Annotated in this window: 11 protein-coding genes, 1 tRNA gene and 1 pseudogene; 9 read left to right on the top strand and 4 right to left on the bottom strand. The window is 71.3% G+C overall.

Annotated features, from left to right (window positions below):
- The first annotated feature begins 275 nt into the window (after positions 1-275).
- The 3 genes from ACGFRF_RS20075 to ACGFRF_RS20065 all read left to right on the top strand — a co-directional run bounded on the left by ACGFRF_RS20075 (position 276) and on the right by ACGFRF_RS20065 (position 1412).
- Positions 276-644, top strand: a complete 369-nt coding sequence (locus ACGFRF_RS20075; protein WP_393741673.1) for a hypothetical protein — start codon at positions 276-278, stop codon at positions 642-644.
- A gap of 134 nt (positions 645-778) precedes the next feature.
- Positions 779-1348, top strand: coding sequence for a bifunctional DNA primase/polymerase (locus tag ACGFRF_RS20070; protein WP_393741671.1), 570 nt, complete (start codon positions 779-781; stop codon positions 1346-1348).
- Positions 1339-1412: transfer RNA gene (locus tag ACGFRF_RS20065), tRNA-Lys, on the top strand. Before ACGFRF_RS20070 ends, ACGFRF_RS20065 begins: the two co-directional genes overlap by 10 nt.
- Positions 1413-1508: 96 nt before the next feature.
- Here ACGFRF_RS20065 and ACGFRF_RS20060 read toward each other — a convergent pair.
- The gene (locus tag ACGFRF_RS20060) at positions 1509-2768 is read right to left on the bottom strand and encodes a M6 family metalloprotease domain-containing protein (protein ID WP_393741669.1); all 1260 of its coding nucleotides are present in this window, start codon (positions 2766-2768) and stop codon (positions 1509-1511) included.
- A gap of 320 nt (positions 2769-3088) precedes the next feature.
- On the opposite strand from ACGFRF_RS20060, the gene ACGFRF_RS20055 reads away from it, so the two are divergent.
- Positions 3089-4894 carry a putative bifunctional diguanylate cyclase/phosphodiesterase gene (locus ACGFRF_RS20055; protein ID WP_393741667.1) on the top strand — a complete coding sequence of 602 codons (1806 nt, stop codon included), beginning with the start codon at positions 3089-3091 and terminating at the stop codon, positions 4892-4894.
- On the opposite strand, the gene ACGFRF_RS20050 is transcribed toward ACGFRF_RS20055, so the two are convergent.
- Both ACGFRF_RS20050 and ACGFRF_RS20045 read right to left on the bottom strand, forming a co-directional pair.
- A complete protein-coding gene (locus ACGFRF_RS20050; protein ID WP_393741665.1) occupies positions 4873-5961 on the bottom strand; it encodes an LLM class flavin-dependent oxidoreductase in 1089 nt (362 codons plus the stop codon). The two genes, ACGFRF_RS20055 and ACGFRF_RS20050, sit on opposite strands and share 22 nt — an antisense overlap.
- A gap of 139 nt (positions 5962-6100) precedes the next feature.
- The gene (locus ACGFRF_RS20045) at positions 6101-6835 is read right to left on the bottom strand and encodes a decarboxylase (RefSeq protein ID WP_393741663.1); all 735 of its coding nucleotides are present in this window, start codon (positions 6833-6835) and stop codon (positions 6101-6103) included.
- Between the two features lie 430 nt (positions 6836-7265).
- Here ACGFRF_RS20045 and ACGFRF_RS20040 point away from each other — a divergent pair, with 430 nt between their 5' ends.
- Positions 7266-8219, top strand: coding sequence for a D-2-hydroxyacid dehydrogenase (locus ACGFRF_RS20040; protein ID WP_393741661.1), 954 nt, complete (start codon positions 7266-7268; stop codon positions 8217-8219).
- 32 nt (positions 8220-8251) lie between these two features.
- Here ACGFRF_RS20040 and ACGFRF_RS20035 read toward each other — a convergent pair.
- Positions 8252-8470 (bottom strand): annotated as a pseudogene (locus ACGFRF_RS20035) (DUF3830 family protein); the annotation flags it as partial.
- Between the two features lie 108 nt (positions 8471-8578).
- On the opposite strand from ACGFRF_RS20035, the gene ehuB reads away from it, so the two are divergent.
- From ehuB to ehuA, 4 genes are read left to right on the top strand one after another with little or no spacing between them, the layout of a single operon-like run.
- On the top strand, positions 8579-9496 hold the full coding sequence (gene ehuB / locus ACGFRF_RS20030) for an ectoine/hydroxyectoine ABC transporter substrate-binding protein EhuB (protein ID WP_393741659.1): 918 nt from the start codon (positions 8579-8581) through the stop codon (positions 9494-9496).
- Complete coding sequence (ehuC, locus tag ACGFRF_RS20025) at positions 9493-10212, top strand: ectoine/hydroxyectoine ABC transporter permease subunit EhuC (RefSeq protein ID WP_393741657.1); 720 nt, start codon at positions 9493-9495, stop codon at positions 10210-10212. The genes ehuB and ehuC overlap by 4 nt, the downstream gene beginning before the upstream one ends.
- Positions 10209-10859, top strand: coding sequence for an ectoine/hydroxyectoine ABC transporter permease subunit EhuD (ehuD, locus tag ACGFRF_RS20020; protein WP_393741655.1), 651 nt, complete (start codon positions 10209-10211; stop codon positions 10857-10859). The genes ehuC and ehuD overlap by 4 nt, the downstream gene beginning before the upstream one ends.
- Positions 10860-10884: 25 nt before the next feature.
- Positions 10885-11646 carry an ectoine/hydroxyectoine ABC transporter ATP-binding protein EhuA gene (gene ehuA, locus ACGFRF_RS20015; RefSeq protein ID WP_393741653.1) on the top strand — a complete coding sequence of 254 codons (762 nt, stop codon included), beginning with the start codon at positions 10885-10887 and terminating at the stop codon, positions 11644-11646.
- Positions 11647-11750: the final 104 nt, after the last annotated feature.

Raw genomic sequence — 11750 nt, 5'->3', positions numbered from 1 at the left:
CGAGCGCCCAGCCCATCGCCGCCCACCCGCCGGACGGAGTCCGGCACGCCGCCGGAGGCGGCCGACCAACACAGTCCGGACGGCTGGGAGGCGAACCACGCCGTCCTGGCCCACCTGGGTGAACACCGAGTGAGCTGGCGGCCGTGACCGATGTTCCCGGCGGGCGACTCCCGGTGAACCCGCGGCCATTAGGGGCCCTTGCGCGGGCGCGGGACAATGGACGGTGGCCCACCTGAAGGCGGCGCCCAGCGAACCGTACGAGGAGGAGACAAGACATGGCGGAGCCCACGCCGCGTCGTAACGAACCGCGGCTACGCCCCGCGCCCCTGCTCTTCGAGCCCGCGGAGGCGGTCTCCGACCCCGAGCACTTCTTCGACCTGGAGTCGATCGAGGACCCGCGGGCGCTGCTGGCGCGCGCGACGGAGCTGACACAGGCGTTCCGCGCGGCCGCCGACCGGGCCGTGGAGTTCCAGGCCATCGCGGCGGCCCAGCTCGCCGATCCGCGCCGGTTCGACCGGCTGACCCCCGCGGACATCGCCGACCGGGCGGAGTGGACCGAGGACTACGCGAAGAAGATGGTCGAGTTCGGGCGGGACCTGATGCGCGGGGACACCGAGGGACACACGTCCGCCGATCCCGTGTAGTCCGGTGGACTCGGCCCGTGCCACCCCCGCCTGGCATATGCCGGGCGGGCAAGATACTCCTCCACGGGTGTTCCTGTCCCAATTTTCGGCAACCCAGGGAAACCGTGTGTTCACCGCCGGTACATGTGGTTGCCATGAGCAGTGCACCGAACGTCACCTGTGCCACCTCCGACGGCCTCGCCTGGCTCGCCTCGGCAGGAACGTATCCACGGAGCACGCTGGCCCTCTGGGAGGAGCGCCCGGACGCCCCGGTGGTCCTGCCCTGCGGCACCGTCTTCGACGTGGTGAGCGCCCCGGCGATCTTCGGGCGCCGGATGCTGGACCGCTTGTGGGACGAGGGGCCGGGATCGGGCCCGGTCGCGGTGTTCCGGGGTCGCACACTGCTGTTCGCCGCCCCGGGCACGGCCCAGCGGCTGCCCTCGCTGCTGGCTTGGGAGGAGTGGGGTTCCCACCGGGCGGAGGCGGTGCCGCCGCTGCTGTGCCACGGCACGGGAGACGCGGTGACCGTCCCGGCCCTGACCAGCACCGACGCCCCCGGCACCTCCCGCTGGCTGGTCGCCCCCGACACCCGGCACCCCTGGCTGCCCGGCCCCGAGGTCGTGCTCTGGGCGGCCGTACGGGCCGCCCGGGCCGCCGTGCGGATATCGATTTTTCCTCGCGCCGACCAGGATGCTAAGGTCTACGACGTCAGCAGGCGCCGCTAGCTCAGTTGGTTAGAGCAGCTGACTCTTAATCAGCGGGTCCGGGGTTCGAGTCCCTGGCGGCGCACGATGACGATGGCGACTCATGACCGCAGAAAGCGCGGTCATGAGTCGCCATCGTCGTTTTTGCGCGGCAGCGCCGCGGTGGCCGTCGCTCGCGAGGTCAGCCGGTCATCGCCGGCGTGATCTTCACCGTCCAGGTCCCCGACGCCGTCCGGTCCTCCACCTCCACCCGCACGCCGTCCCCGGGCACGGTGAAGCTCTCCCCGAGGGAGACCGGGGCGTCGGCGAGCGGGGGATAGACCGAGTTCTCCCAGCAGGCCTCGGTGTGCGGGTGGGCGTCCACGACCTCGACCGGGCCACCGCCGGACTCTGCGCCACCGCGGACCCGGTAGACCAGTACGCCCTGCCGGCAGGACGCCGGGTCGTTCCCGGCGGCGCCGCGCGCCTCGAAGGCGAGGGTGCTGTCCGGGCCGGTGCGCACGACGGCCAGCTTCACTCCGTTGCCGAGACCGAAGGCGGGCGCGTCGCCCGGGCCCCGCACCGGGACGCCCGGACCGGCGGCCAGCGGTTCCAGGGTGAGGCGGACCGGGTCGGCACCGCGCACGCACGCTACCTGGCGCGGGTCCAGCCAGCCGAGCTTCCACTTGTGCCAGGCGAACAGGTCGGGTGCCAGACCGAACTGGCTGCCCATCAGGTCCCAGTCGCCGACGAAGGTGTCCCAGTCGCCCTTGCCGTCGACCGGGCGGTGGTAGAGGTCGGGCAGGTCGAACACATGGCCGGTCTCATGGGCGAGAACCAGCCGGTCCGGTGGGTGCTTCTCGAACACGGTGACGACCCGGCGGACGTCCGTACCGTCCACGCGCTGGGGCGTCTCGAGGTTCACGACCTTCGTGGCGTCCGAGTCCACGCCGGGCGCGTCCGGGTCGGCGACGAAGTACACGACCGCATAGCGCGAGAAGTCGACCTCTTTGTCGGCCACGGCGAACGCGTCCCGCAGATAGGCGGCCCGGTCCTCGACGCCCCAGTCCCGCCTTATGGCGTACGACGTGGACGGGCGCGGCATGCGCAGCCAGCGCTTCAGCGGATGCGGGCGCAGCGTGAACCTGCCGTAGGACGCCTGCTCGAAGAAGCGGCTGGTGGCCGGGAAGTGGTCGGCGGTCAGCTCGGCGGGGGTGGTGTGCGGGGCGGCGTCCGGGAAGGAGAGGTAGACGAGCACCGCGTCCAGCGCGCCGGTCGGGCGGGTGTAGGCGGCGTTCCAGGTGTCCACGCCCTCCGAGTGGTGGGCCTCGGTCCGGTGCAGGGCACAGGGGGCCGTCGAGAAGGGCTCGGCGACCGACGGGCCGGTGAGGATCGAGGTCGCGGCGAGCGCCGACAGCGTGGTGCACACGGCGGCGGTGCTGCGCAGCTTGGGCACGGACATGACCTCCGGATGCGGTTCGCGGGACCCGCACCCAGATTGCTGCGCTTTTTCGAGATATGCCCTGTTTGCCTGCACCAGAAGGGTGAGTGCGCCCCGCCCGCGCGCCGGTGTGCTCCGGCGCTCGACACCCCGAAACTTTCACGGAACGTCACAACTGGTCGGGGGCTTGAAGAACCTGTCCAGGTGCGGGCAGAAACGATCTGCCAGAGGCCGTGCTCCATCCGGGAGACTGGACGCCGGCTGGAAGGGCCCGGGGCCAGCCTCTATGATCGGCACACTTTCCGGCACGGACAGAGATCGAGTGCACGCGGGAGCGAGCGGTGAGCGGAACGTCCGAAGGGCCGACGCCCGCGGCAGACCTCGACCGGTCAGCCGTTACAGACAGTGACTACACCACCTACCACCGTGCCTTCGCGGCCGCCCCGCTCTCCATGGCGGTCGTGGACCCCGAGGGCATCGTCGTCAGCGCCAACCCCGCCTTCGGCGAGCTGCTCGGCACCGAACCGGAGGCGCTCACCGGGCGGGTCGCCGCCGACCTGGTGGACCTGGCCTCGGACGCCCGCACCTGGCACGCCTACCGCGAGGTCCTGCGCGGTCGGCAGGCGAGGCTGCGCTGCACCCGCCGGCTGAAGCACCCCGACGGGCACTCAGTGTGGGTGCAGGTCACCGTCTGCCCGTTGGCCGACGGCGGCCCCGGCGTCCTCCTCTCGGTCGCCGACATCAGCGCCCGCCGTGAACTCCAGGCCCGGCTGCGGCACTTGCAGATGCACGACCCGGTGACCCGGCTGCCCAACCGCACCCTGTTCTTCGAGCGGCTCTCGGCCGCGCTGGAGGCGGAGTCGTACGAGCGGAGCGGCAGCGGCCGGATCGGCCTGTGCTACCTGGACCTCGACGGGTTCAAGGCCGTCAACGACACCCTCGGCCACCGCGTCGGCGACCGGCTGCTCGCGGCCGTCGCCGAACGCCTGACCCGGGTCGCCGACGAGGCCGGGTACGCCCGCGCGGCGACCCCGCTCGTGGCCCGGCTCGGCGGTGACGAGTTCGCGCTGCTCGTCGAGGAGTCCACCGGCACCGAACAGCTGGCCGACCTCGCCGAGTCGGCGCTGAAGGCCCTGGAGGAACCCTTCGACCTGGCCGGCCAGCGGCTGTCGCTCACCGCGTCCATCGGGGTGGTCGAGCGGCATGCGACCGGTACGACGGCCACGGGCCTGATGCAGGCGGCCGACACGACGCTGTACTGGGCGAAGGCGGACGGCAAGGGTCGCTGGACGCTGTTCGACCCCGAGCGCAACGCGCACCGCATGACCCGCCAGGCCCTGTCCTCAACCCTGCGCCCCGCCATCGAACGCGGGGAATTCGCCCTGGAGTACCAGCCGTTGGTGGGCATGGAGGACGGGCGGCTCAGCGGGGTCGAGGCGCTGATCCGCTGGAATCATCCTCAGTTCGGCACACTGACGCCGAATCGGTTCATCGGACTGGCCGAGGAGGACGGCTCGATCGTGCAGCTCGGCCGCTGGGCGCTGAACACCGCCTGCCGGCAGGCCCGCCGCTGGCAGTTGGACCACCCCGGTGAGCCGCCCATCTTCGTCAGCGTGAACGTGGCCGTGCGCCAGGTGTGGGACTCCGACCTGGTGGCCGATGTGGCGCAGATCCTCGCCGAGACCGGACTGGTCCCGCACCTGCTCCAGCTGGAGCTGACCGAGTCCGCCGTGATGGGCTCGGCGGGCCGCCCGCTCCAGGCCCTGCAGGCCCTCAGCGACATGGGTGTGCGCATCGCCATCGACGACTTCGGCACCGGCTACTCCAACCTCGCCTACCTGAGCCGCCTGCCGGTGTCGGTGCTGAAGCTGGACGGCTCCTTCGTGCGGGGCTTCCAGTACGAGGGCGACAAGAAGGAGATCGCCCCCAACCCGGCCGACGAGGTGATCGTGGAGGCGATGATCCAGCTGGCGCACCGCCTCGGCCTGACCGTCACCGCGGAGTGCGTCGAGACCTCGGCCCAGGCCACCCGGCTGCGCCGGATCGGCTGCGACACCGGACAGGGCTGGCTGTACTCCCGCCCGGTGTCGCCGGATCGTATCTCCGAGCTGCTCGGGGCGCAGACCTACGCGGTCGGCAACCCGTAGGCGTCCGCGATCAACTCGTAGGAGCGAAGGCGCAGTTCCCCGCGGTGGGCGTGGGAGACGAGCATCAGCTCGTCGGCGCCGGTGCGCTTGTGGAGGTCGTCCAGGCCGGCGCGGACCTCGTCGGCGGTGCCGTGCACGATGTTGGCCGTCCAGGAGCCGATGAACTCCTCCTCCATCGAACTGAACTGGTGCCGCTCGGCCTCCGCCGGGTCCGGGAACAGGCCGGGGCGGCCGGTGCGCAGCCGGAGCATGTTCAGCGCCATCGCCCGGGTCTGGCGGCGGGCCTCCCGCTCGTCGTCCGTGGCGAGGGTGGAGACGCCGATGAGGGCGTACGGCTCGTCGAGGACCGCGGACGGGCGGAAGGTCTGCCGGTACAGGTCGAGGGCCGGGATGGTGTTCTGCGCCGAGAAGTGGTGCGCGAAGGCGAACGGCAGGCCGAGCATCCCGGCCAGGCGGGCGCTGAAGCCGGAGGAGCCGAGCAGCCAGATCGGCGGGCGGTGCGGGGACTGCACGCCACCGGGTGTGCTGCCCTGGATCGGGCCCGGGATCGCGTGGATCCGGCCGTAGGGGTGCCCGTCGGGGAAGTCGTCGTCCAGGAAGCGGATCAGTTCCGCGAGTTGCTGCGGGAAGTCGTCGGCGCCCTCGTCGAGGGTGTCGGTACGGCGGAGCGCGGCGGCCGTGGCGCCGTCGGTGCCGGGGGCCCGCCCGAGGCCGAGGTCGATGCGGCCCGGTGCGATCGCCTCCAGGGTGCCGAACTGCTCGGCGATCACCAGCGGGGCGTGGTTGGGCAGCATGACGCCGCCCGAGCCGAGCCGGATCCGGTCGGTGTGGGCGGCGAGGTGGGCGAGGATCACGGCGGGCGAGGAGGAGGCGACGCCGGGCATGGAATGGTGCTCGGCGACCCAGTACCGGTGGAAGCCGCGGGACTCCGTCAGCCGGGACAGCTCGACGCTGGTGCGCAGGGCGTCGGTGGCCGTACTGCCCGCGCCGACGGTCACCAGGTCCAGTACGGAGAGGGGGACGGGGGCGGTCCCGTGCGTCGTGCCCCGGATCTCGTCTGCCGACACGGTGTGAGCCTCCTGGTTTCGAGCGTGCGCTGTCGGGGTGCTAACAGGAGGCAGTCTCCGTTTATTCCCCCGGGGGGTCTTCCGGCCGACGGGTTCGGCCGGGCGCACCGGGGACGGGAGCCGGGGCGGAGCCCCGGTGCTACGCCTGGACCAACGGGTGCCGGGTGAACAGGGTCCCCAGGGCGGGCGCGTTCACCCGCCGGTCGGCCAGCCTCAGCCCCTCCCACACGCTGACCTGGTTCGCCGTGAGCACCGGCTTGGACAGCACCTTCTCCAGCAACTGCAGGTGTGCGGCCGTGTGCAAGGCGGTGTCGGGCAGCAGGACCGCCTCCGCGCCGGAGACGTCCGCCGCCCGTGCCAGCGTGAGCACGTCCTCCTCCTGCCAGGTGCCGACCTCGGCCGCCGTGACGACCCCGGAGGACCGCGCCCCGGTCACCTCCAGCCCGCCGGCCCGCAGGAACTCCACGAACAGGGTCGTGACGTCCTCCGGGTAGGTCGCCCCGACGGCGACCCGTCGTACGCCGATCTCCCGGGCCGCGTGCACGAAGGCGAAGGAGGTCGAGGAGGCGGGCATCCCGGCCAGCCGGGCCAGCGTCCGCACCTGCTCCTGGGCGCCCTGCCAGCCGTGCACGAAGCTGCCGCTGGTGCAGGCCCACACCACTGTCTCGACCCCGGCCAGCCGCAGCCCTTCCATGCCCGCGGCGAGCCGTTCCGCGGAACCCGTCTCACGCAGGGCGTCCACCACCCGGTGCGCGTCCTCGCCGATGTCCGTGTGGACCAGGTCCAGCCGGATGTCGCTGCCCAGGAGCTGCTCGATGCGTGGATAGTCGTCCTCGGCGGAGTGGCCCGGGTAGAGGAAACCGAGTGCGGTCATGTCCAGCCTTCCTGCGTCTCTTCGGGCAGTACGGGCCTTTCGCGCGCGGCCGCGTCCAGCAGCGCCTGACGGGGGCCCCACGGCTCGGGTACCCAGTCGGCGCGGCGCCGCCCACATCGTGACCTGGTCGGCCGAGATGAGCGGCATGCGCAGTTCGGCCTCCGGCTGGGGGTGAACGCCCGGGTGACGGACACCGTGCACGGCGTGACCGGCGCCACGGCTCGCGGTCGAGGGCGAGGCCGAAGAGGGCCGCCACGCCGGCGCCGCGTTGCGGGCGGGGTCGCCGAGAGCGGGGACGTCCATGGCCCGCGCCGGTCTCACGCTGGGAGACGAGTGGGCAACGGAGCGCGAGCACGCCCGTGTTGACGACGGTGGGTTCGGGTGCGAGCGTGGTCAATCCGCGCATGTCAGACGCCGGGAGCCGCCCCGAATGACGCCGACCCCGCCCACCCTTCTCGTCCTCGACGCCGATCCGCCGCCCCGGCTGGGCCGCCTCACCGGCCGCGCCCGGATCGTGCACACGGATGCCGCGCACCTGGCCGAGCGGCTGCCCGAGGCGGACGCCCTGCTGGTGTGGGACTTCACCTCGCACGCGGTACGCCGGGCCTGGCCGGGGGACGGGCCCAGGCCGCGCTGGGTGCACACCGCGAGCGCGGGCGTGGACCATCTGATGTGCCCGGAACTGGCCGCGTCCGACACGGTGGTCACCAACGCGCGCGGGATCTTCGACCAGCCGATCGCCGAGTATGTGGCGGCCCTCGTCCTGGCGGTCGCCAAGGATCTGCCGCGCACGCTGGAGTACCAGCGGGAGCGGACCTGGCGGCACCGGGAGAGCCGCCGGGTGGCGGGCACGCGCGCGTGCGTGGTCGGCTCGGGCCCCATCGGCCGGGCGATCGTCCGCACGCTGAAGGCCCTGGGGGTGACGACGGCGCTGGTCGGGCGGGTGCCGCGGATCGGCATCCACGGCCCGGACGACCTGGACCGGCTGATCTCCCGCGCGGACTGGGTGATCGCGGCGGCTCCGCTGACCGAGCAGACGTACCGCATGTTCGACACCCGCCGCTTCGGGGTGATGCAGCCCTCGGCGTTCTTCGTGAACGTCGGCCGCGGGCAGCTGGCCGACGAGGACGCCCTCGCCGAGGCACTGACCCGGCGCTGGATCGCGGGCGCCGCGCTGGATGTGTTCGCCGCCGAACCGCTGCCCCGCGACAGCCCGTTGTGGGGGCTGCCGGGACTGATCGTCTCCCCGCACATGAGCGGGGACACGGTCGGCTGGCGCGACGAACTGGGCGCGCAGTTCGTGGAGTTGTACGAGCGGTGGGCGGCGGGCAGGTCGCTGGTGAACGTGGTCGACAAGAAGCGTGGTTACGTGCCCGGTCACTGACGCCCTGGAGGGTGCGACGCAGCTCACCGACCGCCGTAGCCCCTCGTGCCCGGTTCGGTGCCCGCGGAGGAGAAGTGGCAGAGATCGCCGGGAATCGGGGTGACCGTCGGGTTCTCCCGTGGGGGTTCCATGGAGGCGAACGGCGGGAAGAGGGTGTGGATCTCGTAGCGCGCACACCTGGCGTGTCACTCGTCGGCGGCAGTGACTCCGCCCGCTTCCGCGCAGGTCACAGGCGCGCGGTCGTCCAGCAGTCGTGCCCTGCAGTGGACGTCCCGCCTCCCCGAGCGAGGCGGTGACGAAGGGACCGGCCACGAAAACCAGTGCGCATGGCCCGGATGCGCTTGGGTAGCCGCGCCGCCATGGCTCCACCACTTGGGAACGACGTACACACCTTCCGGTCGGGACACAGACACAGCCGGCGCTCGGTGCTCGCGGGTGTCGCGGCGCTCGGCGCGCTGGGTGCCGCGGGCTGCGCACGGGTGGCGTCGGCGTCCGGCAAGAACGGCGGCGACCTGCTCGACCGGTTGCGCGCGCAGGGTGTCGTACGGCTCGGGATCGCCGGTGAGATCCCGTTCGGGTACATCGACAAGGACGGCCGTCTCACCGGTGAGGCGCCCGAACTGGCGAAGGTGATCTTCAAACGGCTCGGGGTGGACCGGGTGCAGCCGGTGCCGACGGAGTTCGGCTCGCTGATCCCGGGACTGAACTCGCAGCAGTTCGACGTCGTGGCCGCCGGTATGTACGTCAACCCCGAGCGCTGCGAGCAGGTGATCTTCGCCGATCCGGACTACCAGATGCTGGATTCGTTCATCGTCCGCAAGGGGAACCCGAAGGGGTTGCACTCCTACCGGGACGTGGTGGAGAAGAAGGCGAGGTTCGCCACCGGCACCGGGTACGCGGAGATCCAGTACGCGGTGGAGGCCGGGTACGAGGAGGGCGACATCCTGATCGTCCCGGACCAGGTGGCCGGGCTGAACGCCGTCGAGGCGGGCCGCGTGGACGTCTTCGCCGGTACGGCGCTCACCGTCCGCGAGGTGGTGAAGAAGTCGGGCAAGGCGGAGGCCACCAAGCCCTTCGCACCGCTGGTCAAGGGCGAACCGCACGTCGACGGCGGGGCGTTCGCCTTCCGGCCGACCGAGACCGCGCTGCGGGACGCCTTCAACGCCGAGCTGCGCAAGCTGAAGAAGAGCGGGGAGCTGTTGCGGATCCTTCGGCCCTTCGGCTTCACCGAGGCCGAGATGACGGACCTCACCGTGAAGGAGCTGTGCGGCGGATGACCTCGGGGCTCTGGGAACTGGTACTGAAAGGCATAGGGACCACCGTCCAGTTGCTGGTGTTCAGTGCGCTGCTGGCCACGGCGGTGTCCTTCGTCGCCGGCATCGCGCGCACGCACCGGCTGTGGGTCGTGCGCTTCCTGGCCGGCTTGTACACCGAGGTGTTCCGCGGCACCTCGGCCCTGGTGATGATCTTCTGGGTGTTCTTCGTGCTGCCCATCGCCTTCGGCTGGCAACTGGTGCCGATGTGGGCGGGCACGCTGGCGCTCGGGCTGACGTACGGCGCGTACGGCTCGGAGATCGTGCGCGGCGCCCTGAAGGCGGTCGACCCGGCCCAGCAGGAGGGCGGGGTCGCGCTCAGCTTCACGCCGGCGCAGCGCCTGCGGCTGATCCTGCTGCCGCAGGCGGTGCCGGAGATGATCCCGTCCTTCTGCAACCTGCTGATCGAGCTGCTCAAGGGCACCGCGCTGGTGTCGGTCATGGGCATGGGCGATCTGACGTTCAGCGCCAACCTGGTGCGGCTGGCGTTGCAGCGGAGCGCGGAGATCTACACGTACGTCCTGCTGATCTACTTCACGATCGCCTTCGTGCTGACCCGGCTGATGCGCGGTCTGGAGAAGCGACTGAAGGCCGGGGTCGGCAAGGACCCGGGTACGGAGTCGGCGGCGCGTGAGCTGAAGCGGGCGCAGACGACCGGCGTGGGCGGTGGTGTGGCATGACGTGGGACTGGAACGCCGTCGGCGACTTCATGCCGGACCTCTGGCACGGACTGCTGGTCACCCTGCAGTCCCTGGCGCTCGGTTCGCTGCTGTCCTTCTCCCTGGGCCTGGTGTGGGCGCTGCTGATGCGGACGCCGAGCCGGTGGGTGCGCTGGCCGGTCGGTGTGGTGACGGAGTTCGTGCGCAACACCCCGCTGCTGGTCCAGCTGTTCTTCCTCTTCTACGTGCTCCCCGAGTGGGGTCTGACCTTCTCGGCGCCGGCCACCGGGGTCTTCGCGATCGGCCTGCACTACTCGACGTACACGATGCAGGTCTACCGGGCCGGTATCGAGGCGGTGCCCGCCGGCCAGTGGGAGGCGGCGACCGCGCTGAACCTGCCCCGGCGGCGGACCTGGACCGCGGTGATCCTGCCGCAGGCGATCCGCCGGGTGGTGCCCGCCCTCGGCAACTACGTGATCTCCATGCTCAAGGACACGCCGATGCTGATGGTGATCACCGTGCTGGAGATGCTCGGGCGGGCCCGGCTCTTCTCCCAGCAGCACTTCCAGTTCACCGAGCCCCTGACCGTGATCGGGGTGGCCTTCATCCTCATCTCCTATCTGGCCTCCCTTCTTCTGCGAGCCCTGGAGCGACGCCTTGTCCGCTGACACCCCTCTGACGAAAGAACCCGACGTGAGCACCGGTGCGGTCACGGCCGGCGGTGAGCTGATCAGCCTGGAGGGCGTCACCAAGCGCTTCGGGTCCCACACCGTGCTCGACAACCTGAACTTCTCCGTCGAGCCCGGCAAGCACGTGACCCTGATCGGCCCGTCCGGATCCGGCAAGACCACGATCCTCCGGCTGCTGATGACCCTCACCAAGCCGGACGAGGGCACGATCACCGTCGACGGGCAGCAGCTGTTCCCGGCGCCGGAGAAGCAGATCCGGGAGGTCCGCAAGAAGATCGGGATGGTGTTCCAGCAGTTCAACCTGTTCCCCAACATGTCGGTGCTGCGGAACATCACCGAGGCGCCGGTCCGGGTGCTCGGCATGTCGAAGGACGAGGCCGAGGCGCGGGCCCGGGAGCTGCTGGACCTGGTGGGGCTCGCCGACAAGTGCGACGCGAAGCCCACCCGGCTCTCCGGCGGCCAGCAGCAGCGGGTGGCGATCGCCCGGGCGCTGGCGATGCGGCCGCGGGTGCTGCTGCTGGACGAGGTGACCTCCGCGCTCGACCCGGAGCTGGTCGCGGGAGTGCTCGATCTGCTCCGGGACATCGCCCGCAGCAGGGACATCACGATGCTGTGCGTGACCCACGAGATGGGTTTCGCCCGGGACATCTCCGACCAGGTACTGATGTTCGACTCGGGCCGGGTCGTGGAGGCGGGCCCGCCGGAGAAGATCTTCAGCGATCCGGAGCAGGACCGCACCCGGGAATTCCTCAGCGCGGTGCTGTGACCACGTGGTGTGAAGAGGGGAAGAGCCGAGGTCCGGTCGCTGGTTCATGACGTTGGCATATGCCAGAGGGTTTCCGCCGCAGTTGGGAGGGAGGGCGCACGGGA

Origin of the sequence: Streptomyces sp. NPDC048521 (genome assembly GCF_043199855.1) — a bacterium.
In the GTDB taxonomy this organism is placed as follows: Bacteria; Actinomycetota; Actinomycetes; order Streptomycetales; family Streptomycetaceae; genus Streptomyces.
Note: the sequence above shows the minus strand (reverse complement) of the source record. Positions and strands in the feature narration are given on the sequence as shown.